At 72.1% G+C, this 23,441-nt stretch carries 23 protein-coding genes; 17 read left to right on the plus strand and 6 right to left on the minus strand.

Going from position 1 to position 23,441, the window contains the following annotated elements:
- Positions 1-92: 92 nt before the first annotated feature.
- From WBK31_RS15625 to WBK31_RS15645, 5 genes are all read left to right on the plus strand, one after another.
- Entirely contained in the window at positions 93-710 is a 618-nt protein-coding gene (locus WBK31_RS15625; RefSeq protein ID WP_364051280.1) for a DedA family protein, read from the plus strand.
- Positions 694-1,797 carry a sensor histidine kinase gene (locus tag WBK31_RS15630; protein WP_378788918.1) on the plus strand — a complete coding sequence of 368 codons (1,104 nt, stop codon included), beginning with the start codon at positions 694-696 and terminating at the stop codon, positions 1,795-1,797. The genes WBK31_RS15625 and WBK31_RS15630 overlap by 17 nt, the downstream gene beginning before the upstream one ends.
- Positions 1,788-2,432, plus strand: a complete 645-nt coding sequence (locus WBK31_RS15635) for a response regulator transcription factor (protein ID WP_364051286.1) — start codon at positions 1,788-1,790, stop codon at positions 2,430-2,432. Before WBK31_RS15630 ends, WBK31_RS15635 begins: the two co-directional genes overlap by 10 nt.
- Before the next feature lie 148 nt (positions 2,433-2,580).
- Complete coding sequence (locus WBK31_RS15640) at positions 2,581-5,184, plus strand: DUF6493 family protein (RefSeq protein WP_406675100.1); 2,604 nt, start codon at positions 2,581-2,583, stop codon at positions 5,182-5,184.
- A gap of 23 nt (positions 5,185-5,207) precedes the next feature.
- The gene (locus WBK31_RS15645; RefSeq protein WP_378788915.1) at positions 5,208-6,128 is read left to right on the plus strand and encodes a hypothetical protein; all 921 of its coding nucleotides are present in this window, start codon (positions 5,208-5,210) and stop codon (positions 6,126-6,128) included.
- Between the two features lie 2 nt (positions 6,129-6,130).
- Here WBK31_RS15645 and mca read toward each other — a convergent pair whose 3' ends face one another.
- Positions 6,131-6,853 carry a mycothiol conjugate amidase Mca gene (mca, locus tag WBK31_RS15650; protein WP_406675101.1) on the minus strand — a complete coding sequence of 241 codons (723 nt, stop codon included), beginning with the start codon at positions 6,851-6,853 and terminating at the stop codon, positions 6,131-6,133.
- A gap of 122 nt (positions 6,854-6,975) precedes the next feature.
- Between mca and WBK31_RS15655 the strand changes: the two genes are divergently transcribed.
- Positions 6,976-7,524, plus strand: a complete 549-nt coding sequence (locus tag WBK31_RS15655; protein WP_406675102.1) for a TetR/AcrR family transcriptional regulator — start codon at positions 6,976-6,978, stop codon at positions 7,522-7,524.
- A gap of 286 nt (positions 7,525-7,810) precedes the next feature.
- On the plus strand, positions 7,811-8,386 hold the full coding sequence (locus tag WBK31_RS15660) for a dihydrofolate reductase family protein (protein ID WP_406675103.1): 576 nt from the start codon (positions 7,811-7,813) through the stop codon (positions 8,384-8,386).
- A gap of 9 nt (positions 8,387-8,395) precedes the next feature.
- Here WBK31_RS15660 and WBK31_RS15665 read toward each other — a convergent pair whose 3' ends face one another.
- Positions 8,396-8,695, minus strand: coding sequence for an SDR family oxidoreductase (locus WBK31_RS15665; protein ID WP_406675104.1), 300 nt, complete (start codon positions 8,693-8,695; stop codon positions 8,396-8,398).
- Positions 8,680-9,177, minus strand: coding sequence for an SDR family NAD(P)-dependent oxidoreductase (locus WBK31_RS15670; RefSeq protein WP_406675105.1), 498 nt, complete (start codon positions 9,175-9,177; stop codon positions 8,680-8,682). Before WBK31_RS15670 ends, WBK31_RS15665 begins: the two co-directional genes overlap by 16 nt.
- Before the next feature lie 104 nt (positions 9,178-9,281).
- On the opposite strand from WBK31_RS15670, the gene WBK31_RS15675 reads away from it, so the two are divergent.
- The 4 genes from WBK31_RS15675 (at position 9,282) to WBK31_RS15690 (ending at position 12,611) form a co-directional block, all read left to right on the plus strand.
- Positions 9,282-9,917, plus strand: coding sequence for a TetR family transcriptional regulator (locus WBK31_RS15675; RefSeq protein WP_364051307.1), 636 nt, complete (start codon positions 9,282-9,284; stop codon positions 9,915-9,917).
- A gap of 37 nt (positions 9,918-9,954) precedes the next feature.
- Entirely contained in the window at positions 9,955-10,380 is a 426-nt protein-coding gene (locus tag WBK31_RS15680) for an SRPBCC family protein (protein WP_364051310.1), read from the plus strand.
- Positions 10,381-10,470: 90 nt separating this feature from the next.
- Positions 10,471-11,793: a Fic family protein gene (locus WBK31_RS15685; RefSeq protein WP_364051313.1), complete on the plus strand. Its 1,323-nt coding sequence runs from the start codon at positions 10,471-10,473 to the stop codon at positions 11,791-11,793.
- Between the two features lie 26 nt (positions 11,794-11,819).
- Complete coding sequence (locus WBK31_RS15690) at positions 11,820-12,611, plus strand: LysR family transcriptional regulator substrate-binding protein (protein ID WP_378788905.1); 792 nt, start codon at positions 11,820-11,822, stop codon at positions 12,609-12,611.
- Here the strand turns inward: WBK31_RS15690 and WBK31_RS15695 are convergent.
- Complete coding sequence (locus WBK31_RS15695; protein ID WP_364051319.1) at positions 12,608-13,939, minus strand: serine hydrolase domain-containing protein; 1,332 nt, start codon at positions 13,937-13,939, stop codon at positions 12,608-12,610. The genes WBK31_RS15690 and WBK31_RS15695 overlap by 4 nt on opposite strands.
- A 290-nt stretch (positions 13,940-14,229) precedes the next feature.
- On the opposite strand from WBK31_RS15695, the gene WBK31_RS15700 reads away from it, so the two are divergent.
- The 3 genes from WBK31_RS15700 (at position 14,230) to WBK31_RS15710 (ending at position 18,277) form a co-directional block, all read left to right on the plus strand.
- Positions 14,230-16,449: an ATP-dependent RecD-like DNA helicase gene (locus tag WBK31_RS15700; protein WP_364051322.1), complete on the plus strand. Its 2,220-nt coding sequence runs from the start codon at positions 14,230-14,232 to the stop codon at positions 16,447-16,449.
- 111 nt (positions 16,450-16,560) lie between these two features.
- Positions 16,561-17,742 carry an Ig-like domain-containing protein gene (locus WBK31_RS15705; protein ID WP_364057397.1) on the plus strand — a complete coding sequence of 394 codons (1,182 nt, stop codon included), beginning with the start codon at positions 16,561-16,563 and terminating at the stop codon, positions 17,740-17,742.
- A 19-nt stretch (positions 17,743-17,761) separates the two neighbouring features.
- Entirely contained in the window at positions 17,762-18,277 is a 516-nt protein-coding gene (locus tag WBK31_RS15710) for a GNAT family N-acetyltransferase (protein ID WP_378788902.1), read from the plus strand.
- Positions 18,278-18,311: 34 nt separating this feature from the next.
- Here WBK31_RS15710 and WBK31_RS15715 read toward each other — a convergent pair whose 3' ends face one another.
- Together WBK31_RS15715 and WBK31_RS15720 are read right to left on the minus strand one after the other, a co-directional pair.
- Positions 18,312-19,331: an NADPH:quinone reductase gene (locus tag WBK31_RS15715; protein ID WP_364051328.1), complete on the minus strand. Its 1,020-nt coding sequence runs from the start codon at positions 19,329-19,331 to the stop codon at positions 18,312-18,314.
- A gap of 78 nt (positions 19,332-19,409) precedes the next feature.
- Complete coding sequence (locus WBK31_RS15720) at positions 19,410-19,874, minus strand: hypothetical protein (RefSeq protein ID WP_406675106.1); 465 nt, start codon at positions 19,872-19,874, stop codon at positions 19,410-19,412.
- A 309-nt stretch (positions 19,875-20,183) separates the two neighbouring features.
- Here WBK31_RS15720 and WBK31_RS15725 point away from each other — a divergent pair, with 309 nt between their 5' ends.
- From WBK31_RS15725 to WBK31_RS15735, 3 genes are read left to right on the plus strand one after another with little or no spacing between them, the layout of a single operon-like run.
- The gene (locus WBK31_RS15725; protein WP_364051334.1) at positions 20,184-21,089 is read left to right on the plus strand and encodes a sugar ABC transporter permease; all 906 of its coding nucleotides are present in this window, start codon (positions 20,184-20,186) and stop codon (positions 21,087-21,089) included.
- Positions 21,086-21,937 carry a carbohydrate ABC transporter permease gene (locus WBK31_RS15730; RefSeq protein WP_364051337.1) on the plus strand — a complete coding sequence of 284 codons (852 nt, stop codon included), beginning with the start codon at positions 21,086-21,088 and terminating at the stop codon, positions 21,935-21,937. The genes WBK31_RS15725 and WBK31_RS15730 overlap by 4 nt, the downstream gene beginning before the upstream one ends.
- A 26-nt stretch (positions 21,938-21,963) precedes the next feature.
- Positions 21,964-23,358: an ABC transporter substrate-binding protein gene (locus WBK31_RS15735; RefSeq protein WP_364051340.1), complete on the plus strand. Its 1,395-nt coding sequence runs from the start codon at positions 21,964-21,966 to the stop codon at positions 23,356-23,358.
- Positions 23,359-23,441 lie beyond the last annotated feature (83 nt).

Consider the following 23,441-nt stretch of genomic DNA (forward strand, 5'->3'; position numbering starts at 1 on the left):
TGTACGGTACGTGGGGGGTGGGGTTTACCGCAGTAGCGAACGGGCATCGGCCTCATTCCGCACGCGTTCCGATCATCCATAGCCTGGATCGCATGACTGACTGGCTGGTAGGACTCATGGACCGCCTCGGAGCACCCGGGGCGGGCCTCGCCGTCGCGCTGGAGAATCTCTTTCCGCCCCTGCCGAGCGAGGTGATCCTGCCGCTGTCGGGTTTCACCGCGAGCCAGGGCGAGATGCAGCTGCTCGACGTGATCATCTGGACCACCCTGGGCTCGGTGATCGGCGCGCTCGCGCTGTACGGCGTGGGAGCCCTGCTGGGCCGCGAGCGCACGCTGGCCATCGCAGCGAAGCTCCCCCTGGTCAAGACCTCCGACATCGAGAAGACCGAGGCGTTCTTCCAGCGGCACGGCCGCATGACCGTCTTCTTCGGCCGGATGATCCCCATTTTTCGCAGCCTGATCTCCATCCCGGCCGGTGTCGAGCGCATGCCGGTGCTCACGTTCACGCTGCTCACCGCGGCGGGCAGCCTCATCTGGAACACGATCTTCGTCATGGCCGGCTACGTGCTGGGGGAGAACTGGCACCTCGTCGAGACGTACGTCGGCATCGCCACCAACGTGGTGATCGCCATCGTGGTGGTGGCGATCCTGGTGTTCATCGGCGTCCGGCTGGCCGAGCGGCGCAAGGGCAGGCATGCGAGCCGTCGCTGAGGGCCTGCGGGTGACCGGCGCGGTCACGGCGGGCGGTCTGACCGCACTGTTCGAACTCCTCTTCCTCATCGTGGCGCTGCCGTTCCTGAGCCATCCGAACGTCCGCGCGACCGGCCGCCGCCTGGCCCGGCTGGAGGCGCGCCGCCTGCGCCTGCAAACCTCCGAGCTGGACGCGCTCGGCGACGAGCGCGGCGATCGCGCCCTGCGCTACCTGGCGGCGCGGCTGCCCATCGGGGTGCTCGGCGGCCTGGTGATCGCGCTGCTGGCGATCGGCGCGGTGATGGTGACACGGCTGCTGCTGGCCTGGAGCATGGGCGAGCCGTACGACGGCATGCGGCCGACGGCGCCGCTGGTGGCGTACCTGACGATCAGCGGGTTCGTCCTGCTGTTCCTGGACCTGTCGGGGGTGGCGGGCGTGCACGCGCTGGAACGCCGGCTGGCCGTCCGCATGCTCGGCCCCGACCCGACCGAGAAGCTGCGGCGCCGCATCGACGAGCTGGCCGAGAGCCGGGCCGGCATCGTCGCCGCGGTCGACTCCGAGCGGCGCCGCATCGAACGCGACCTGCACGACGGGCTGCAGCAACGCCTGGTAGCGCTGTCGATGCTCATCGGCCGCTCCCTGCGCGGCCGCCCCGAGCTGCTGCAGCAGGCACACCAGGAGGCGCAGCAGGCGCTGGCCGAGCTGCGCGAGGTGGCCTGGCGCGTCTACCCGAGCGGGCTGGACTCGCTCGGGCTCGGCGAGGCGCTCGCCGGGGTCGCGGAGCGCTCGAGCGTCCCGGTCACGGTAGATTGCCGGCTGCCCGAACGTCCCCCGATGGCGGTGGAGACGGCGGCGTACTTCGTGGTGTGCGAGGCGGTGACGAACGCCGCCAAGCACTCAGGGGCGGCGGCCATCACGGTCGAGGTGCACAAGGAGGGGGCGGCGGTGCTCGTACGCGTGCGTGACGACGGCGTCGGCGGCGCGCGGCCGTCGGGCGGCGGCCTGTCCGGGCTGGCCAGGCGGGTGGCGGCGCTGGACGGCCGGTTCGAGGTCGACAGCCCCGCGGGCGGCCCCACCACGGTCACGGCGGTGCTGCCGTGCGGGTGATCCTGGCCGAGGACTCCACGCTGCTGCGCGAGGGCCTGGTACGGCTGCTGCTGGAGGAGGGCCACGAGGTGCCGGCCGCCGTCAGCGACGGCGAGGCGCTCATCGAGGCCGTGGAGCGGCACGAGCCCGACATCGTGGTGGTCGACGTGCGCATGCCGCCCACCCACACCGACGAGGGCCTGCGGGCGGCGCTGGAGATCCGCAGGCGCCGGCCGCAGGTGAAGGTGCTGGTGCTGTCGCAGTACGTGGAGAAGCGCTACGCGACCGAGCTGATGAGCTCCGACGTCGAAGGGGTCGGCTACCTGCTGAAGGACCGCGTCGGCCAGGTCGGCGACTTCCTCGACGCCCTGGAGCGCGTGGGCGCGGGCGGCGCCGCCTTCGACCCCGAGGTGGTGCGCCAGCTGCTGGCCCGCACCACCCGGCGCGACCCGCTGGCGAAGCTGACCGCCCGCGAGCGCGAGGTGCTGGAGCTCATGGCCCAGGGCCTGACCAACGCCTCGATCGCCCAGGCGCTGCACATCTCGCAGAGCGCGGTGGAAAAGCACGTCAACTCGCTGTTCGACAAGCTCGACCTGTCGCACATCACCGGATACAGCCGGCGCGTGCTGGCGGTGCTCCACTTCCTGAAGTCCTGACCTGAGCCGTCACCCTCCCCGGCGCGCCCATCGGGCTGATGATCAAGGGCAGGCGCACGGCCGGCTCATCGACGTTGATCGAAAACGCCGGACGGGTGCCGGCGAACTGTCCGCGAAATGTCGGCATGGCCGGTTACCGTGCCCTGACATGGATCATGAGGACGAGATCAGGAAGCTGATCCGGCGGCGCGACGCCGAGCGGCTCGCCGAGCGTGTCATGGCGCTCGACGGGCCGTCACGCAGGCGGGTCGCGGCGATGCTGCCGGAGGTGCTGAAGGAGCTGCCGGCCGTCCACAGCGGGTGGGACTCCGGCGGCCTGGCCGGCTTCGGTCCCGTGCTGCGGGTGGCGGGCGCGGCCACCCTGGGCGGCGCGGCGGCCGTCGCGTCGTGGCTGTATCGGCGCTCGTTCGCGCCGCAGTGGGCCGGCCCCGACGACGACGTCGACCTCATCCTCGCCGTGCTCGCCGGCCGTCCCGCCGCCTGGCGGGCCGACCTGGCCGAACGGCTGGCGCGGCGGCTGCGCGCCGCCGACGACCGCGGCATGCGGCTGGCGCTGGAGCTGCTGCGCCAGACCGGCATCGAGCCGCCGCGCAACGACGCGCTGGTGGCCGGCTGGGCCGCGCAGCCGCCGGAGGGCCTGGCCGATGATCCGCTGCTCGGCCACCTGCTGCCCCGGCTGTTCGAGGCGCAGGGCGTGGGGCGGGTCCTGCAGTGGGACACCGACCCCGATCGGGGGTTGCTGGGCGCGCTGCTGCGGCTCGCCGGGAGCGGGCGGGTGCGGCGGGCCGATCTCCTCGACGGCTGCCTGCGGCGGTTCCTGCTCGGCGGCACCCCGGTCGAGCTGCGCTTCTTCGTACGCCTGCACGAAGCGCTCGACCCGCAGCCGGCCGAGGTCGAGCCCCGCGCCCGCGACTACCTGCCGCTGCTGCCCGCCGCCCCGGGCACGGTCGCCGAGGCGGCCGCCAAGCGGCTGCGCGGCTGCCCGGCGCTGACCGCCGGCGACCTGGCCGAGGCATGGGAGTCCTTACTGTTCCGCCCCGAGCGCAAGCTGGTGCGGGCCGGGCTGTCGTGGCTGCGTGCGGAGGTGCGCCGCGCGCCCGAGCTGGCGGTCGTGGCGGCGGCGCCGCTGGCCAGGGCGTTCGGGGCCGGCTTCGCCGAGCTGCAGGAGAAGGCGGCCGAGCTGGCGCTGGCCTGCGCGCCCGGCATGGACGAGCAGGGCCGCGAGACGATACGTCAGGCGATCGGACTGCTGCCGCCCGAGCCGGGCGCCCGGGTGGCGGACGCGTTCGGCGGCGGCACGGTCGCCGAGGCCGAGCCGGTCCACCTGCCGCCGCTGCCCGCCGCGCCCGAGCGCGCCCGGCCCTTCGAGCCGCCGCCCGCCGAACCCGGCGAGCTGGTGGAGCTGTGGTCGGACAGCCATCTGCACTCGTGGCAGACCTGGGAGCGGCTGCTGGCCGGGTTCGTCACGCTCGCCTACCACGACCGCGACGCGCTGGCGGCGGCGCTGGCCACGATCAGGACCCCCATGTGGAAGTCGGGTCCCCGGGCCGCCAACTGGACCTCCGTGGACCGCTGGTTCCAGGGCCTGGCCGACCACCTCACCGACCAGGCGCCTGACGCGCAGGTGTGGCGTACGGCGATGCCGGTGGCGGAGCTGCCCACCCCGCAGCTGCTGGTGCTGTACCGCGCGGCCGAGATCCTGCGCGCGCTGGAGGAGGGCACGCTGCCGCCGCTGCTGCTGGCCACGCCCACGCACGACACCGGGCACGTGGCCGCCGACGAGCTGGTGCGCCGCATGGAGGTGCTGGAGGCGGCGGGCGTCAAGCCGCTGGCCGCCGACCTGCAGCAAGCGCTGCTGCGGCTGCCGCCGGGCGAGCTTCCCGATGCCGGTCGCCTGACGTCGGCGGCGGGGCGCATCCTGGCCGGCTGGCGGCACCCTGAGCCCGAGCTGACGCTGCGGTGGTATAGCGGCAATCGGGATCTCGAGGTGAACGTCGACTGCTGCGGCCACGACCACCCCGTCGAGCTGATGACCTTCGTCCGCCGTCGCGTGCGCACGGGACTGCCGCTGGTGGACCTGATGTTCCGCCGGTTCGAGCACCACGTCCTGGCACATCACCTCGACTGGTGGCCCGCCATGCTGCCCTCACACCGCGAGGTGGCCGCGGCGCACCTCACCCGCGGCCTGCTGCGCGGCACGGACGAGTGGACGCTGTACGCGCAGTACGCGCGGTCGCTGGCGCGGGCCGAAGGGCCGGTGGGCGAGTCGTTCGCGGTGGTGCTTGCGCGGCTGCTGGGCGATGCCCGGCAGCGGCCGGAGGCGGTGGAGGTGCTGCTGGAGGTGGCCGCGCGCGGCGAGCTGCCGGCCGGGGAGCTCGGCAGGCAGGTCGGGCTCATGCTCAAGAGCCGCAAGGCGCGGATGGGCGACATGGTGGCCGCCTTGGGCGAGGCCGCCGAGCGCGGCGCGCACGCACAGGTGTGGTCGATCGCGGTGGCGGCGCTGCCCGTGCTGCTGCCCGCGCCGGGGCAGCGGCCGCGCAACGGGCTCGCCGGCTTCGTCGTGCTGGCCGCCAGGGTCGCCGGATGGTGCGGGGCGCGCGGGGAGATCCCGCAGGTGCGCGACCTGGCCTCCCGCAAGGGGAGCAGCGCGCTGCTGCGCGAGCTGCGCGGCCTGCACACCCTGTTGACCTCGCCCGGCGGGCACGGGAGCGCCGGGGCCGTCACCGATGCCGCGAAGGAAGGCCGAGCATGATGGGTCACCACAGGTCACAGCCGATGAAGGGCGAGGCACACGGCGTGCGCCTGCACATCGCCGACCTGGTGCGCGCCGCCGCCGGACCGGACGCCTCCCGCATGACCGTACGACGGGCCCAGGTGGGCGCGGTCGGGGAGACGACCGTCACGTGCGACGGCCGGCCGCTCGCGGTCGACGGCCTGGACGAGCCGTTCGAGCGGCTGCGCGAGATGTCGTACCGGGAGGGCGAGGGCACCTGGTTCACCTGCGAGCTGGAGCTGTCCGCCGACAGCCGCGGCTACGTCTGCCGCACCGACGGCGAGGAGATGCCGTTCGCGCAGGTCGATCCGCTGGGGGCGCTGGGGGAGATGACGGTGTTCCACCGGCACGAGCCGCCCGGCTGGCTGGTGGCGGCGCTGCCCACGGCCGCGCCGCTGAGCCCGCCCGCCTCGGTGGTGTCCAGCCGGCTCAGGCCGCCGGGCATCCCCCTCGCCGATTGGCGCACCGTCCTGACCCACCACCAGCCGCCGATCACCGGCGAGGTGTCCTACACCCCGGCCACGGGCATGACAGCCCGCGCCGTCCGGCTGGATGAGCAGGCCGAGCCGCCGCCCGGCCTGCGGTACCTCTACCTGGAGACACGGCCGGGCGATCCCGAGGAGGAGAGGCTCGTGGTGGTCGCCTTCGGCGATGAGTACTGGCTGGTCCGTCACCCGTTCGGGATCGCCGACGGAGCGCGGCTGGACCCCGACGAAGCCCTCGGCGAACCCGTGCGGTCGCTGACCCTCGACAAAGCGACGCTGCGGCTGGAGCTGCCGGCGTGGGCCGCCGACGACCTGCAGACCGAGACCGTCTTCGAGGTCGCCCTCGACCTGGACGCCGCCCAGATGGCCACGCTGCGGGCGGCCGTTCCGCAGGTGCTGAGCCAGGCCGCGGACCCGCCCGAGCTGATCGGGTTCTGACGTCAGCCCGCGGGGCGCAGCCCGGCGAACAGGTCGTCCTCCGGCAGCGTGACCTCCACGTGGCTGCGGGCCAGGTGGTAGTCCTCGGTGGGCCAGACCTCGCGTTCGACGTCGCGGTCGTGGAGCATGAACCCTCCTGCCGGATCGATCTGGGTGGCGTGCGCGAGCAGCGCCCGGTCCCGGGTGGCGAAGTGCTCGGCGCAGGGCACGCGGGTGGTGAACGCCGGCTCGGGCGCGTCGGCGGGGAACTCGGCCAGGACGCCCGCCATGGGGGAGTCGAGACCGCGTGCGGTCAGGGCGTCGTGCATGGTCTGGAACCACGCCTTGGACAGCGCGCCGTGGTAGTAGAGCTTGCTCGGCTGCCACGGCGCGCCCGCCTCGGGGTAGGAGGCGGCGTCGCCTGCCGCGTCGAAGGCGGCCACCGTCACCCGGTGGGTGTGCACGTGGTCGGGGTGCGGGTAGCCGCCGGTCTCGTCGTAGGTGATGATCACGTGCGGGCGGAAGGAGCGGATGAGCGCCACCAGCCGCCCGGCCGCCTGCTCGACGGGCGTGCGGGCGAAGCAGTCGTCGGGCAGCGGCTCGCCGGGGCCGGGCAGGCCGGAGTCGACGTAGCCGAGAAACTGCTGCCGCACGCCGAGGATCTCGCGGGCGGCGGCCATCTCGGCGCGCCGGATCTCAGGAAGGTTCTCCCGTACGCCGGGTTTGTCCATGGCAGGGTTGAGCACGTCGCCGACCCTGCCTGCCGGTGACGCCGGTGACCAGGACGGGTGCGGTGGATGCGGACACGACTCTCCTCTGCCGACCAAAAACGGCGGGGCCCGCCGTTTACCGAGGGGGTGATGACGCGATGCCCGAGCGCCAGCGCGCGGACGCCCGGCGCAACCATGCGCGGATCCTCGCCGTGGCCGAGCAGGAGGTCGCCGCCCACGGCGCGAACGCCTCGCTGGAGCAGATCGCCCGCGTCGCCGGGGTCGGCTCGGCCACCGTGCGCCGCCACTTCCCGACCCGCCGCGCCCTGCTGGAGGCGGTCTCCCACCAGCGCATCGACGCCCTGTGCGAGCGCGCCCGCGAGCTGGCCGGCAAGGACGACAGCCGGGCCGCCCTGCTGGAATGGCTGGGCGACCTGCTGGCCTACTGCGTGACCGCCCGGGGGCTCGCCAACGTCCTCACCTACGACGCCGAGACCGAGGCGGCGCACCAGAACGCCTGCTCAGTCCGCATGGAGGAGGCCGGCGGCCCGCTGCTGCGCCGGGCCGTCGAGGACGGCGCGGTCTCCGGCGAGGTCACCGTCGCCGACCTGGTCACGCTGGTGGTCGGCATCGCGCTGGCCACCGAGCACCACCCCGACCCCAGGGGGCGGCCGAGCGCCTGTTCGCGCTGGCCGTGGCCGGGCTGAGCCCGCAGCGCTGACGCCGGGGAACGCTCAGGCGAAGCCGCCCGCGCGCGCCCCGATCCGGCGGTCAGCGGGCGAGCCGATGAGGGTGTCGCGCATCCTCATGGGAGATCTCCGGTACGCGGCCGCGCGAGCGTCGCCGGCGGCGATGTCCGGTGAATGTCCTGCCGATGACCTGGGCGATCACGCAGGAACGGGTGAACAATCGATCGCGCCGGCGGCGATGAGTTCCGGGCCGATGCCCGGTCTGTAAGGACGAACCCGATCGCCCGTACGCGAGGAGAGCGCCGTGACCGTCACCTACACCTTCGACGTCTTCGCCAGCCTCGACGGCTTCGGCTCGGCGACCGGCGACTGGACGGGCTACTGGGGCAAGCAGGGCCCCGAGCTGCTTCAGCACCGGCTTGCCTGCTACAGCGAGGAGCAGCGCATGGTCTTCGGCGCCACCACGTTCCGCGACTTCGTGCGGATGCTGGCCGACGCCGGCGCGGAGGCGGACGTGCGCGACCCGTGGGTGACCCGCATGCGGAACCTGCCGACCACCGTGATCTCCAACACGCTCACCGAGCCGCTCGACTGGCCGGGCGCGACCGTCGAGAGGGGCGATGCGGTGGAGGTGGTGGCGCGGCTGAAGGAGCAGTCGAAGGTGCCGCTGCGCTCGCACGGCAGCCTGGCGATGAACCGGGCCCTGATGGCGGCGGGCCTGGTGGACCGGGTGCAGGTGACGATCTTCCCGGTGATCACGGGACGTACGGGAGCGGCCCCGATCTTCAAGGGCGCGGCGGACTTCGATCTGGAGCTGCTGGAGAGCCGGACGCTCGACGGCCGTATCCAGGAGCTCGTCTACCGCCCCACGTTGCACTGACGGGCGGGCTCAGGCCAGGCTCTCGCCGCCGTCGACGGTGATGATCTGGCCGGTGACGTAGTTATTGGCCATGCAGAACAGCGCCGCGGCGGCGGCCTCCTGGGCCGTGCCGACGCGGCCGAGCGGGGCGTCTGCACCGGCGGCGGCGACGCCCTCGTCGGAGTCCAGGCCGGGCAGCGAGCGCAGCAGCGGGGTGTCGATGCGGCCGTAGCGAATGGTGTTGACGCGCACCCGCGAGGGGGCGAGCTCGACCGCCAGGGTCTTGGTGAGGATCTCCACGCTGCCCGCGGCCGTCAGCGGGGCGGACATGCCGGGCATGGGCCGCTCCACGAGGATGCCGGAGCTAAAGGTGAGCGAGCCGCCGGCGGCAGGCGGGCGGCGGCGGCACGGGCGATGGCGAAGGGCCGCCACGCCGCCTGCGCGAGGGTCTCGCGGATGCTTTCGGAGGTCAGGTCTTTCAGCAGGCCGGCGCCGCCGATGCCGCCCGCGGTGGAGTAGACGTGCTGCACCTCGCCGGCCCGCTCGAACGCCTGGTCCAGCGTGCGCTCGTCGCCGGCATCGCCGGCCGCGGTGAGCACGTCGTCCTCGCCGCTCGGCGCGGCGGCGCGTACGTGGCCGGCGGCGGCCTTCAGCCGCTCGGGGTCGCGGCCGACCAGCACGACGCGGGCGCCGACCCGGCGCAGCAGGGTGCCGGCGGCCAGGCCGATGCCGGAGCTGCCGCCCAGCAGCAGCACGGTGGAGCCGGCCAGCGATGCGGGCAGCGGCGTGCGGACGGGAATGGGGGTGGTCATGAGGATGATGCCCCTTCGAAATAAACCAACTGGATGTTTTTGTCCTTGGGCCCGATCCTGCACGCCGGCGACGCCATAGTCAACCGGATGGTTTAATTTGACGTATGGCCTACGACGCGGACGACACCAGACGACGCATCTTCGAGGCGGCGACGGCAGAGTTCGCCCGATACGGCCTGGCCGGCGCGCGGGTCGCCCGCATCGCCGAGGAGGCCCAGGCCAACAAGCAGGCCATCTACCTCTACTTCGGCAGCAAGGAGAAGCTGTTCGCCGCCGTCGTACGGGCCAAGCTCGAGGAGATCAGCTGCACGGTGACGATCGACCCGGACGCGATCGCCGAGTCGGTCGGGCAGATGTTCGACTGGTACCGGGAGCATCCCGAGCTGATCAGGCTGCTGCTGTGGGAGGCGCTGGAGGCCGGTGACTGCTTCATCGGCGAGGCCGAGCGGCGGGAGACCTTCCGCGACAAGGTGCGCTTGCTGACCGACAGCGGCATGGTGCCGGCCTCCGACCACCCCTCGTGCGTACGCGCCGGCCAGGACCTGCTGTTCACGCTCATGGGGCTCATCGCCTGGAACTTCGCCGTGCCCGGCATGTGCAGGGCCGTCCTGGACGAGGACGACGAGCAGGCCGCGTACGCGCGCCGCCGCCAGTACGTCATCGACACGGCCCGGCTCCTCACCACCGCCCGCCTGCGAACTCCTGACCGGCGCGAGAGTCAGGCGGCCGCCGGCGGGTAGGTGGCGGCTTCGTCCAGCTGAAGGGGAGTGCGCGAGGGTGAGACCCGTCTACACCGCCGTCGCCGGGCACGTGGCGGCGCCGCCCGAGCAGGTGTTCACGCTGATCACCGACTGGCCGCGGCATCAGGAGTGGATGTTCATGACCACCGCCCGGCGGGTGGGCGATGACGGCCTGGAGGCCTACACGGGGGCGCGGCCGTTCGGCTTCCTCGACACGATGACGATCACCCACTGGGAGCCGCCGTCGCTGCTGCGCGTCACCCACACCGGCCGCCTGGTGCGCGGGCGGGGCGCCATCCGCGTACGCGCCGTGCCCGGAGGCAGCCGGGTGGTGTGGGCCGAGGAGCTGTACCTGCCCCTGGGGGTGCTGGGGCAGGCGGCCTGGCCGCTGCTGCGGCCGCTGGTGACCGCCGTGGCGCGCCACTCGCTGCGCAAGCTGGCAGCCCTGGCCGCCACAGGCTGAACGCGGCACCGGCCGGGCGTTTCAAAAAGCCGCTCCGCCGGGCGCGAACGCCCATGACCGGCCGGCAGGCCGGCGTGGCAGGTTGGAGTCGTGATCAGCGATCTGCATCCCGGCTACCTGACGTGGGATGAGGTGGACCCCGCCCGCCATCCGTTCGATCCCTCCTCGGCCGCGCAGGTGGTGGCCTCACTCGGACCGGCTCGCCGCGTGCCCGGCCCGAACGCCGCAAGGCACGCGGACGACCTGTGGGCGGACGCCATGTCATACGCCCTCGCCGAGCACTACGGCCGCTGGGTGCTGGGCTGGCGATGGTCCCACGACGAAGGGGACTTCGACGGCGGCCCGGTCGGCGCCTGGTGCTGCCCGCGAGGCTCGATCGGCACGCCGGAGGAGACGATCGCCCGGGTCGCCGAGGCGTTGCGCGAGTGGCGGGCGTGGCTGGAGAGCGTGGCCGGCTGGTTCGAGGCGTACCCGCTGGATCCGGCCTCCATCGACGACCAGCGGATCCTGTGGGAGCGCGCCGCGCGCAACCTGATCTGGCAGGTCGTCGACCGCACCGGCGGCGGCAGCGGCTGGTACGGCCACTGCGGGCAGGTGCTGTCGTGGTTCCTGCAGCGCTGGCAGGTGCCGGCCGGCGTCGCGGAGACCCTGGTCGCCGAAGCGATCGGCGGGCGATTCCGCAGCTGGACCGGCCCCGATCTGGTGCTGGTCGACGACGTCGCCGAACGCCTCGCCCAGACCCTGCACTGGGACACCGCCCCGCCTCGCTCCGAACCCGACCACCTCGAACGCTGGCTGGAGATCCGCGCGTCCGTGCCGTGGCACGACGCCTCGGACGGCGGCGAAGGCGGCCCGGTGACCCCGTCCCGTGACGGCGCCGCGGACGACATCCGCCTCTTCGACGGCGCCATCGACCCCGCCCGCGCCGACGGCCTGCTGGCCGCCCTGGAGCTGGCCCGCGCGGACGCCGCGCGCGGCGCCGACCTCACCTTCGAGCGGTTACAGTCCTGGCAGCAGCACGTCCTGGGCACGCCGCAGCCGCCGCCGTTCCGCCGCTCGCCGGCCTTCGCCAAAGGGGGCAGGGAGCGCTATGGCATCGCTCCCGGCACGCGTGCCCGGCTGGACGCCTGCCTGGCCGAGAGCGCGTACGACCGCGAGCGGCCGCTGTTCCTGACCGCCCGCGCGGCACGCGCCTACCTCGACGTGTGCTTCTTCCACCCCTTCGACGACGGCAACGCGCGCGCCGCGTTCCTCGCCCTCGTCTTCGTCCTGGCCCGCGAGGGCGTCGGGCTCGACAGGGTCGGCCTGCTCCGGCGCGTGAGCTTCCAGGCCGACGACCCTGAGGATCCGCTGACCCTCACCCGCTCCATCAACGTCCACCTGGCCTCGACCAGACGCGAAGCCTCCCGCTGACCTCGTCAGGTCCTCGCCGTGACGGCGTGGCGGGCGACGGCGGCGGCGAACGCCGAGATCACCGGGTGCGGGCGCCGCCCGTCGCCGGCCAGCTCCGGCTGGAACATCACGCCGACGAAGAACGGGTGGCCGGGCAGCTCGACCGCGCGGCCCGCGCCGACGTACGGCGCGCCGCCGCCGAGCCCGGCCACCTGCTGCGGCTGGCCGCCACCCCGCTGGCGATCAACGCCACCCTGGCAGGCCGCCTGGCCACCGCGCGGGAGCGTCTGCCCCGCCTGGATGTGCATCTGCGCACCTGCGGGCACCAGGAGGTGGCCGCCGCGGTCGCCGGCGGCGAGGCGGACCTGGCTCTGGCCGACGGCATCACCGCGCCCAGCGACCCGGTGCGCCTGCCCGAGACCGGCCCCATGACGGCCACCGGCGTCAGCGAGGAGGACCTGCTGGTCATGCTGCCGCCCGGCCACCCGCTGGCCCGCCGGACGGCGCTGCGCCTTGCCGACCTGATCGACGCACGCTGGCTGCAGAGCCCGCTGTGCCCGCTGGAGCGGCTGCGCGAGCTGGCCGGCGACGGCTTTCGCGCCGCCGTGGCCTATGACGGCGGCGACGTGCACACCGTGCTCACCCTGGTGGCCGCCGGGCACGGGCTGACCCTGCTGCCCGCCTCTGCCCGGCCGGCGGGGCCGTGCACGGGCGTGCGGCTGGCCGAGCCGCGCCTGGTGCACCGGGTGGAGCTGCTGCACGGCGCGCTGCCGCCCGGCCCGGCCGCCCAGGTGGCCGCGATGCTGGCGGGCGAGGACGCCTCTGAGGACGGCTCTTAGGCGTGCCAGTCGCCGGCGCCGCCGGGCACGGGCGCGCCCGGGTCGTACGGCTCGCGGGTGAAGATGAAGGTGTTGAGGTTGAGGTGGTCGGGCGCCACGCGCAGCGTCTCGCCGGCGTAGTAGCCGTCCAGGCCGAGCCAGGTGCCGTCGTCCTGCGGCACGAACCGTGAGGCCCGCCCGGCGCCGCCGACCGGCTCCAGCGACAGGCGGCGCTCGGGCAGCAGGCGCAGCACGTACGGCTTGGGGCCCCAGTGCCACAGCCCGGTGAGGGCGAGCAGCTCGGGGTCGGCGGGGACGGGCCGCCACTCGTCGGGCATGCGCGGCTCGAACTCGTGCAGGATGTCGAGCAGGTCGTCGGTGAGGGTGCCGCTCATGCCGGTGGTGGTGTTGGCCATGAACAGCACGCCGACGTCGTCGGCCGGGTCGGTCCACACGGTGGCCAGGAAGCCGGGCATGGAGCCGGTGTGGCCGGACAGGCGGCGGCCGCGCGAGCGCGACAGCTGCAGGCCGAGCCCGAAGCCGGAGGTCCAGGTGTCGCCGTCGTCGACGCCGGCCGGCTCGCGCATCTCGGCCAGGGTGTCCTGCGACAGCACGCCGCCGGTGTGGCCGCACAGGAAGGCGGCCCAGCGGGCCAGGTCGTGCGGGGTGGACCACAGCTGCCCGGCCGGGCCCATGGCGTCGGCGTCGTGCTCGGGCTCGGCCAGCACCACGTCGGCGAAGGGATGCACCGCATAGCCGGTGGCGTGCGGCGGGCGGGGGCGCGCGGTGGTGTCGTGCATGCCGAGCGGGTCGAGCACCTCGGCGCGCAGCGCCTTGAGCCAGGTCGTGCCGCGCAGGCGGCCCACCAGCTCGCCGAGCAGCGCGAACCCGACGTTGGAGTAGTGGAAGCGGCGGCCCGGCCGGTGCTTGAGCTCCTTGTCGTCGAGCCGGTCGATCAGGTCGTGGACGGGGATGCCCGGGGTGCGCTCCCACCATTCGGTGGGCGGCTCGGCGGTCAGGCCCGCGGTGTGCGACATCAGCTGGGCGATGGTGAGGTGGCCGACCTTGGTGCCGGGCAGGTGCCGCTCGAGGGGGTCGTTGAGGTCGAGCAGGCCCTCATCGCGCAGCCGCATGACGACGACGGCGACCATGCTCTTGGTGATCGACCCGATGCGGTATTGGGTGGCCGGCGTCGGCTCGTGGTCGCCGACGCGGCCTCTGCCGCCGAACCACGCCGTCCGCCCGTCGCGGACGATTGCCGCCGTCAGCGACGGCATCCTGCATTCGGCCTGCTCGACGGCCAGCCTGCGCAGCAGGGCGCGGGCCGTCGTCTGTCCCACCTGACTCATGAGCCACAAGGGTAGTCGCTGATCGCGCGCTCAGCGGGAGGGAGCGCGATCGAAGGTGTCGAGGATGAGGCGGACGACGCCGGCCTGCGCGCCCTCGTCAACGGCCTGTTCCCCGCCTCGGCGCTTGAAGCGAGCGCGCCGCCCCCGGCCGGGAAGCGGCGCGCCGCATCAGGTGCCGATCAGGGGCCGCAGGCGGCGGCCGGACGAGCCTGTCCCCGCCGCGGCGATCACTCTCGTCGGCCCGTTCCTCTACTCTTGCCACCGACAAGCAGGCGGAGGAGGGTTGGCGCGTGAAGCCTGGCGACAACGGGCCGGTCGGTGCGACGCTGGAGGCGGTCCTCGAACGCATCACCTACGCCAACGAGGAGACCGGCTACACCATCGCCCGGGTCGCCACCGACCGCACCGGCCCCGACCTGCTGACCGTCGTCGGCCCGCTGCTCGGCGCGCAGGTCGGCGAGTCGCTGCGGCTGCGCGGACGCTGGACCTCCCACCCCCGCTACGGCCGCCAGTTCGAGGTGTGGTCCTACACCACCGTCCTGCCGGCCACCGTGCAGGGCATCCGCCGCTACCTCGGCTCCGGGTTGATCAAGGGCATCGGCCCCAAGATGGCCGAGCGCATCGTCGACCACTTCGGCACCGACACCCTCGACATCATCGAGCAGCATCCCGAACGCCTGATCGAGGTGCCCGGCCTCGGCCCCAAGCGCACCAAGATGATCGCCGCCGCCTGGGAGGAACAGAAGATCATCAAAGAGGTGATGATCTTCCTGCAGGGGGTCGGCGTGTCCACCTCCATCGCGGTGCGCATCTTCAAGCAGTACGGCGAAGGCTCCATCAACGTCGTGCGTACCCAGCCGTACAAGCTGGCCGACGACGTGTGGGGCATCGGCTTCAAGACCGCCGACACCATCGCCCAGGCCGTCGGCATCCCCCACGACAGCCCCGAACGCGTCAAGGCCGGGCTGCGCTACACCCTGTCGCAGGCCGCCGACGACGGCCACTGCTACCTGCCCGCCCCCAACCTCGTCGCCGACGCCGTCAAGATCCTCGACGTGCCGCCCGACCTCGTCACCGCCTGCCTGGAGGAGCTGGTGGCCGACGAGGGCGTCATCCGCGAGGAGGTCCCCGCGGGCGACAACCACGTCCCGGCCGTCTACCTGCCGCCCTTCCAGCGCGCCGAAGCCTCCCTGGCGGCGAGCCTGCTCGGCCTGCTGCACAACGGCCACGACCGGCTCAAGAGCTTCACCGACGTCGACTGGGAGCGCGCCGAGCGCTGGCTGCACGGCCAGACCGGCGCCGAGCTGGCCCCCGAGCAGCGCCAGGCCGTCCGCCTGGCGCTGACGCACAAGGTCGCCGTGCTGACCGGCGGCCCCGGCTGCGGCAAGAGCTTCACCGTACGCTCGATCGTGCTGCTGGCCCGCGCCAAACGCGCCAAGGTCATCCTGGCCGCCCCCACCGGCCGGGCCGCCAAGCGCCTGGCCGAGCTGACCGGGCACGAGGCCACCACCGTCCACCGGCTGCTGCAGCTGCGCCCCGGCGGCGATCCCACCTTCGACCGCGACAACCCCCTCGACGCCGACCTGGTCGTGGTGGACGAGGCGTCGATGCTGGACCTGCTGCTGGCCAACAAGCTCGTCAAGGCCGTCGCGCCCGGCGCGCACCTGCTGTTCGTCGGCGATGTCGACCAGCTGCCGTCGGTCGGCGCCGGCGAAGTGCTCAAAGACCTGCTGGCCGCCCCCGGCATCCCGCGCGTGCGCCTGACGCAGATCTTCCGCCAGGCCCAGGAGTCCGGCGTCGTCGTCAACGCCCACCGCGTCAACACCGGCCGCCACCCCGTCCTGGAGGGCATGAAGGACTTCTTCCTGTTCCCCTGCGAGGAGCCGGAGGAGATCGCCGCCCTCACCGTCGACGTCGTCGCCCGCCGCATCCCGCGCCGCTTCGGCCTGGACCCCCGCCGCGACGTGCAGGTCCTGGCGCCCATGCACCGCGGCGCCGCCGGCGCGGGCAACCTCAACGCCGCCCTGCAGGAGGCGCTGACCCCGGCACGGGAGAACATGCCCGAACGCCGCTACGGCGGCCGCGTCTTCCGCATCGGCGACAAGGTCACCCAGCTGCGCAACAACTACGACAAGGGCGCGGCGGGGGTGTTCAACGGCACGGTCGGCATCGTCACCGACATCCGCCCCGACGAGCACAAGCTCACCGTCCTCACCGACGAGGACGAGTCCGTCGACTACGCCTTCGACGAGCTCGACGAGCTCGCCCACGCCTACGCCGTCTCCATCCACCGCTCCCAGGGCAGCGAATACCCCGCCGTGGTGATCCCGCTGGCCACCAGCGCCTGGATGATGCTGCAGCGCAACCTCCTCTACACCGCCATCACCCGCGCCAAGAAGCTCGTCGTCATCGTCGGCTCGCGCCGGGCGCTGGCCCAGGCCGTCCGCACCAAAGGGGCCGGTCGCCGCCACACCGGGCTCACCCACCGCCTGGCCGCCCCCCACAAGTAATGGAAATGTGATCGAACTCTCCCAAACGATTCGGCGTCTTATATGCGTAAGCATTAGGGTTCTTGACGTGCCCTTGAGGGCACCGTTGGGGAGAGGAAGACGTTGAACGCAGTGACCGTCCACAGGAGACCCGCCGCCCTCGCACTGCTGGCCGCGGCCGCCCTGACGACGTCCTGCTCAGGCGGCTCCGCCAGCCCGCCTCCCGACGCCCCCGACGCCACCATCGTCGCCACCCCGCAGGCGCCCACCGTCGCCATCACCCCGGCCGAAGGCACCAGCAAGGTCCACCCCGACAAAAAGGTCGTGGTGACCGCCGCAGGCGGCGCCCTGGACAACGTCACGGTCGAGGCCGAAGGCGAGCAGCTGTCGGGCAAGTTCAACGCCGACAAGACCCGGTGGATCTCCAAGACGCCGCTGAAGCCGTCCACCCGCTACCGCGTCTCGGCCACCGCCGGCGCCACCACCGCCACCAGCACGTTCACCACCGCCAAGCCCGAACGCGCCCTGCAGGTGGCCGACGTGACGCCCAACCGCAAGGGCGAGAAGATCGGCGTCGGCGCCCCCATCATCGTCACCTTCAACCAGCCCGTCACCTACAAGGCCCGCATCGAGCGCGCCCTGAAGGTCGAGGCGGAAAAGCCCGTGCCGGGCGCCTGGCGTTGGATCAACGACAAGGTCGTCATCTACCGCACCGCCAAATACTGGCCCGCCCACCAGACGGTCACCTTCAACGCCGACATCACCGGCATCAAGGCCGGCAAGGGCCTCTACGGCGTCAAGGACTACACCGCCGACCTGCAGATCGGCGCGCGGCAGATCAGCAAGGTCGACGTCCGCAAGCACATGATGTACGTCTACCGCGACGGCAAGCGCGTGCAGACCATGCGCATCAGCGCCGGCAAGGGCACCACCCGCGAGTACACCACCACCTCCGGCGTGCACCTGACCATGGAACGCGGCAACCCCGTGCGCATGATCTCCCCGGGCCGCAAGAAGGGCGACCCGGAGTACTACGACGTGATGATCAACCACGCGGTGCGGATCTCCAACTCCGGCGAGTACGTCCACGCCAAGGACAACGTCTGGGCCCAGGGCCGGCAGAACGTCAGCCACGGCTGCATCAACGCCCGCCCCGACCAGGCCAAGTGGTTCTACGACACCATGCAGCGCGGCGACGTCGTCGAGATCACCGGCACCGACCGCGAGCTGGAGTGGAACAACGGCTGGGGCTTCTGGCAGATGCCGTTCTCCCAGTGGAAGAAAGGCAGCGCCCTGACGGACGCCACGCCCTGACGAGGAAAGACACCGCACAGTGATTCACATCCGCCCCGCCGGCCCGGAGGACGTGCCCGTCACCCTGGCCATGTTCGACAGCGCCGTGGCCTGGCTGACCGCCCAGGGCCGCACCGGCCAGTGGGGCACCCGCCCCTTCACCGGGGACGCCCGCCGCACCGAACAGGTCGCCGGCTGGCAGCGCGGCGGCGGCATGCACATCGCCGAACGCGACGGCGAGCCCGCCGGCGCGATCTCCATCGGGCCCGCCCACGACTACGTCACCCCCGCCACCGAGCCCGAACTGTACGTCCAGGCGCTGGTGACCGACCGCCGCCACGCCGGCCACGGCGTCGGCCGCGCCCTGCTCGACTGGGCCGCAGGCCAAGCCCGCGAGCGCGGCCTGGGCCTGCTGCGCGTCGACTGCTACGCCGGCGGCGACGGCCGGCTGGTCGCCTTCTACGAAAGCTGCGGCTTCACCCGCGTGGCCCCGTTCACCGTGGGGGAGTGGCCCGGCATGCTGCTGCAGCGCCGCATCGATCCGGCCGCCGCCTGACGCCTCCAGCCGCGGCCGGGCCCACGCCCGCCGGTCAGGGCGCGACGTCCACCACGACCTTGCCGACCGCGCCGCCCTCCACCGCCCGATGGGCATCGGCGGTGCGCTCCAGCGGGAAACGGATCAGCGGCAGCCCGTGCTCCTCACCGACCGGCATCGCCCCGTCCGCCACCGCCGCGGCCACATCCTCGGCACCCGCCAGCAGCGCCTCCTCGCCGACGGTGTAGAGCACCAGGAACTGAAAGCGGGTGTTGAGCATCATGTTCTGCCGCACGTCCAGCCCCACCGGCTTGCCGCCGTCGTTGGCGTAGGTGGAGATGACGCCCCCGGTGCGCAGCACCGCCAGATCCAGCTCCAGGTTCGCCCCCAGCGCCACCTCGGCGATGATGTCCACCCCGTCGGGCGCGATCGCGCGGATCTCACCCGCCGGATCGCCCTGCCGGTAGTTGATGACGTGGTGGGCGCCGGCGGCGGTGGCCAGGCGCGCCTTCTCCGGCCCGCTGACCGTGCTGATCACGGTCGCCCCGGCCCAGCGGGCGAGCTGGATGGCGGCATGCCCGACCGCGCCCGCCCCGCCGGCGGCCAGCACCACCTTGCCCTCCAGCGCGCCGGGCCGCAGCCGGCGCGGCCCGTCCTCGGCGACCGTCAGCGCCCGGTGCGCGGTCAGCGCCGGCACCCCCAGCGCGGCGCCGACGTCGAAACTCACCCCATCGGGCAGCGGCACCGCCTGGTCGGCGGAGACGACGGTGTACTCGGCCGCGGTGCCGGTCGCGCGGCCCAGCGTCGCCATGTACAGCCACACCCGCTGGCCGATCCTGCCCGCATCGACGCCCTCGCCGACGGCGTCGATCACCCCGGCGCCGTCCAGGTGCGGCGTCACCTCAGGGAAGATCTTGGGATTGGTGGCGCCGGAACGGGTCTTCCAGTCCGTCGGGTTGACCCCGGACACGGCGACGCGCACCCGTACCTCGCCGGGCCCCGGCTCGGGCGTGTCACGCTCGACGAGCTCCAGCACATCGGGATCGCCAGTGGTGCGGTAAACGATAGCTCTCATTTCGATCCGCCGTCCCTTGCCTGTCATGGGTATCCGATCACATTACTGCGGCATCGATCGCCTGCCCGGTGCGGGCCGTCAGCCGATGAGCACCTGCGCCCCGCACGCCGCCAGCACCGTCCGCGCGCGGGCCGCCAGCCGGCGGAACCCGCACGCCGAGGCGATCGCCGCGGCCTGCTCAGCCAGGCCGCGCGCCGCCTGGGCGTCCCCGCCCTCCAGCCGGGCCGCCGCCAGACCGGCCAGCGCCCGCGCCTCCGCGAACGGGTACGTCGCATGCGCGATCGACAGGCACCGCTCGTACCATCCGGCCGCCGTCTCGGCCTCGCCCAGCGCCAGGTACGCCTTGGCCACGGTGGCCGCGGTCTGCGCGGTGGCCTTCCTGCCGTGGACCGCGATCGCCATCTCATGGGCCCGCCGCGCCACCTTCAGCCCGGTGGCCGCCTGGCCGCGCTGCAGGTGCCACAACGCCGGCTCATCCAGCGTCGACAGCTCACCGCGCATGTTCGCCGCCCTGCGGTAGGCCGCCGGCGCCTCATCCAGCAAGGCATAGGCCCGCTCCTGTTCGCCGAGACGGCGCAGGGCGCTGGCCAGGTTGCCCTGGTTGGCCAGCGCCGAGGTCCAGTGACGCTAGGCACCCCCGCTGGCGCGGCGCTGTCCGTACCGGCGCCCGTACCGCCCCTACCGCCAGGCGCGAGACCGTGACGGTGAACGGCCTGCCGGCCACGCGGATAACGTTCCGCGAACGTTCATGGTGAAGTCACTGGTCAGACCTACCGCAAGCTGACTCGGCTGGGCAGAATCCAGCAAGCACAAATGTGAACCACCGATGAACGAAAGCAGGACGGCACGACGATGGAAGCGCGCGCTAGCAGCCAACGGGGACCGACGGGCGAGCGCCGGTTAGCACTGCTCTATCTCGCGCCCTCCCTCATCATCTTCGCGATCTTCGTCTTCTATCCGCTGGGCAGGACCTTCTACCTGTCCACCATGGGGACCGACATCATCGGCCGGGCCAACAAGTTCGTCGGCCTCGACAACTTCACGGCCATGTTCGCCGATGCCACCTTCTTCAAAGCCCTCGGCACCACGGCGCTGTTCGTACTGTTCACCGTCGTGCCCGGCATCCTCGGCGCGCTGGTGATCGTGCTGCTGCTGGAGTCGCGCATCAGCGGGCAGCGCATGTTCCGCACCGTCTTCGCGCTGCCGTTCGCCTTCTCCGTGGCGACCGCATCAGTGATCTTCGCGCTGATCTACAACCCCGCCGTCGGCATGGCCAACGGCATCCTCAGCCACTTCGGAATCGAGCGGATCGGCTGGCTCACCGAACCCGACCTGGCCCTCATCTCCGTCTCGATCACCACCGTCTGGATGACGCTCGGCTACAACGTCCTGGTCCTGTCGGCCGGCATCGGCACCATCCCCACCGAAGTGGTCGAGGCGGCCAGGCTGGACGGCGCCACCGGATGGCGGCTGCACTACCGCATCACCATCCCCATGCTCTCGCCGCAGCTGTTCTTCCTCATCGTGATCTCCACGATCCACGCGCTGCAGAGCTTCGGCCAGATCCACATCCTCACCAAGGGCGGCCCCGACGGCGCGACCTCCACGCTCGTCTACTGGATCTACGAAAAGGCCTTCAGCTACGGCTCCTCCGACTTCGGCACGGCCAGCGCCGCGGCGATCGTGCTGCTGGTCATCGTGCTGATCTGCACGGGCATCCAGTTCGGCGTGCTGGAAAGGAAAGTCCACTACCGATGAGCCGCACCCCCACCTCCACCTCCTCGTCGCTTGCGAGCAAGCTGGTCGTCTACCTGGTGCTCATCGTCTGCGCCCTGCCGGTGGTCTTCCCGCTGTACTACGCGGTCGTCGGCGGCATCATGACCCCGAGCGACCTGGCCAGCTACCCGCCCAAGCTGCTGCCCACCGCCATCGACCTGGGCAACTTCACCTCGGCGCTGGACACGATCCCGCTGGCCCGCCAGTACCTCAACTCCGCCATCCAGACCGGCATCGTCACCATCTCCCAGCTGATCACCAGCGTGCTGGCCGCCTACGCCTTCGCGTTCTTGCGCATGTGGGCCAAAACCGCGATGTTCGCGCTGTTCATGGTGACCCTCATGGTGCCGTGGGAGGCGATCATCCTGCCCAACTACCTGCTCATCTCCGACCTCGGCCTGACCAAGGGACCGCTGACCTACCTCGGGTTGACCCTGCCGTTCCTCGCACACGCCTTCGGCACCTTCCTGCTGCGCCAGTCGTTCCTGCAGTTCCCCCTCGAAGTCCGCGACGCCGCCGTCATGGACGGCTGCGGCCACCTGCGCTTTTTGTGGCGCATCCTCATCCCGCTGTCGAAACCGGCCATCGCCGCCGTCGGCGTGTACGTGTTCATGACCACCTGGAACCAGTACTTCTGGCCGCTGATCCTCGGCAACGACGACCGCTACAAGACCCTGCAGATCGGCGTGTCGATGCTGAACGACGCCGAGTCCTCCAGCCCCACGCTGATCCTGGCCGGCGTCACCCTCGCTCTCCTTCCCACCCTCGCACTCGTGATCTTCGGGCAGCGCTTCATCATCCGCGGGCTCACCGCGGGCGCCGTGAAGTGATCGTGAATCAGAAACGGAGTTCCCTCATGGCACGACCCCGATTCCGCCGCACCCGCGGCGCCCTGGCCGTCGCGGCCGCCCTCAGCCTCGCCCTGACCGGCTGCGGCGGCGACAGCGGCTCAGACGAAGGCGGCGAGGCCGCCACCGCTCCAGGACCTGACGCGATCACCGAACCGATCGAGATCGAGTTCTGGCACTCGATGAAGGAGAAGAACGAGCTGGCCATCAAGGCCATGGTGGACGACTTCAAGAAGGCCAACCCCAAGATCACCGTCAAGCCGGTGTTCAAAGGCGACTACGACCAGATGATCGTCGCCTACAAGCAGGCCGTCCAGCAGGGCGCCACCCCGCCGCTGGTGCAGATCTACGACATCGGCTCGCGCTTCATGTACGACGCCCAGCAGGTCGTACCGATGTACAAGTTCATCGAGGCCGACAAGTTCGACCAGAACGCCAACATCGAGCCCAACATCGCCAGCTACTACAGCATCAAGGGCAAACTCTGGTCGATGCCGTTCAACTCCTCGGCCCCGCTGCTCTACATGAACGCCGACGCCGTCCGCAAGGCCGGCCTCGACCCCGACAAGCCGCCGGCCACCCTCGACGAGATCGCCGAATGGGCCAAGAAGCTCACCATCAAAGAAGGCGGCACCGTCAAGCAGTACGGCTTCAACGCCGCCCTGTACGGCTGGTTCGTCGAGCAGCTCATGGCCCAGGACAACACCGAATACTGCGACAACGGCAACGGCCGCAACGGCCTTGCCACCAAGGTGAACTTCGGCACCGGCGCCGGCGTCAAGTTCGCCCAATGGCTCGGCGACCTGGTCAAACAGGGCTACGCCACCAACACCGGCCGCCCCACCGACCAGGCCCAGAACGCCTTCAAGACCGGCACCGTCGCCCTGCACCTGGAGTCCACCAGCGCGCTCGGCGGCTACACCGAGGCCGCCAAGGGCAAGTTCGAGCTGAAGACCGCGCCGTTCCCCAAGCCGTCGGCCGACTCCAGCGGCGGCACCATCATCGGCGGCGCCTCCCTGTGGATCAACGCCGTCGGCCACACCGACGCCGAAAAGCGCGCCGCCTGGGAGTTCGTGAAGTTCGCCAACACCCCTGAGCAGCAGGGCAAGTGGCACGCCGCCACCGGCTACGTGCCGGTCAACCCGCAGGCCACCTCCAACGACGACCCCAACTTCCAGGTCGCGGTCACCCAGCTGCGCGCCCAAAAGCCGTCGCCGGCCACCTCCGGCTGCCTGCTCGGCATCATGCCCGAGGCCAGGAAGGCGGCCGAGGTCGGCCTGGAGCAGGCCGTCCCCGCCGGCGCTGGCCAGGAGCCGAAGACCTCGGCCGAGCAGGCCATGCAGGCCGCCGCCGACAGCCTGCAGCAGGCCATCCAGAAGTACAACGCCAACGTCGGCCAGTAACCCCCCTCTTGTGACCGGTCCGGCCGCCCCCTCGCGGGGCGGCCGGACCGGCGCCTTCGCCGGTGTCAGCGGCTCCACATCAC

This window comes from Nonomuraea sp. N2-4H (assembly GCF_045291505.1).
In the GTDB taxonomy this organism is placed as follows: domain Bacteria; phylum Actinomycetota; class Actinomycetes; order Streptosporangiales; family Streptosporangiaceae; genus Nonomuraea; species Nonomuraea fastidiosa.

What these genes read in the sequence shown, in the direction of transcription:
- WBK31_RS15645 (WP_378788915.1), top strand. Translation starts at nt 5,208, where the DNA reads ATGAAGGGCGAGGCACACGGCGTGCGCCTGCACATCGCCGACCTGGTG.
- WBK31_RS15695 (WP_364051319.1), bottom strand. Translation starts at nt 13,939, where the DNA reads ATGAGTCAGGTGGGACAGACGACGGCCCGCGCCCTGCTGCGCAGGCTG.
- WBK31_RS15625 (WP_364051280.1), top strand. Translation starts at nt 93, where the DNA reads ATGACTGACTGGCTGGTAGGACTCATGGACCGCCTCGGAGCACCCGGG.
- WBK31_RS15670 (WP_406675105.1), bottom strand. Translation starts at nt 9,177, where the DNA reads ATGACCACCCCCATTCCCGTCCGCACGCCGCTGCCCGCATCGCTGGCC.
- WBK31_RS15715 (WP_364051328.1), bottom strand. Translation starts at nt 19,331, where the DNA reads ATGAGAGCTATCGTTTACCGCACCACTGGCGATCCCGATGTGCTGGAG.
- WBK31_RS15655 (WP_406675102.1), top strand. Translation starts at nt 6,976, where the DNA reads ATGCCCGAGCGCCAGCGCGCGGACGCCCGGCGCAACCATGCGCGGATC.
- WBK31_RS15665 (WP_406675104.1), bottom strand. Translation starts at nt 8,695, where the DNA reads ATGTCCGCCCCGCTGACGGCCGCGGGCAGCGTGGAGATCCTCACCAAG.
- WBK31_RS15630 (WP_378788918.1), top strand. Translation starts at nt 694, where the DNA reads ATGCGAGCCGTCGCTGAGGGCCTGCGGGTGACCGGCGCGGTCACGGCG.
- WBK31_RS15675 (WP_364051307.1), top strand. Translation starts at nt 9,282, where the DNA reads ATGGCCTACGACGCGGACGACACCAGACGACGCATCTTCGAGGCGGCG.
- WBK31_RS15640 (WP_406675100.1), top strand. Translation starts at nt 2,581, where the DNA reads ATGGATCATGAGGACGAGATCAGGAAGCTGATCCGGCGGCGCGACGCC.
- WBK31_RS15735 (WP_364051340.1), top strand. Translation starts at nt 21,964, where the DNA reads ATGGCACGACCCCGATTCCGCCGCACCCGCGGCGCCCTGGCCGTCGCG.
- WBK31_RS15725 (WP_364051334.1), top strand. Translation starts at nt 20,184, where the DNA reads ATGGAAGCGCGCGCTAGCAGCCAACGGGGACCGACGGGCGAGCGCCGG.
- WBK31_RS15730 (WP_364051337.1), top strand. Translation starts at nt 21,086, where the DNA reads ATGAGCCGCACCCCCACCTCCACCTCCTCGTCGCTTGCGAGCAAGCTG.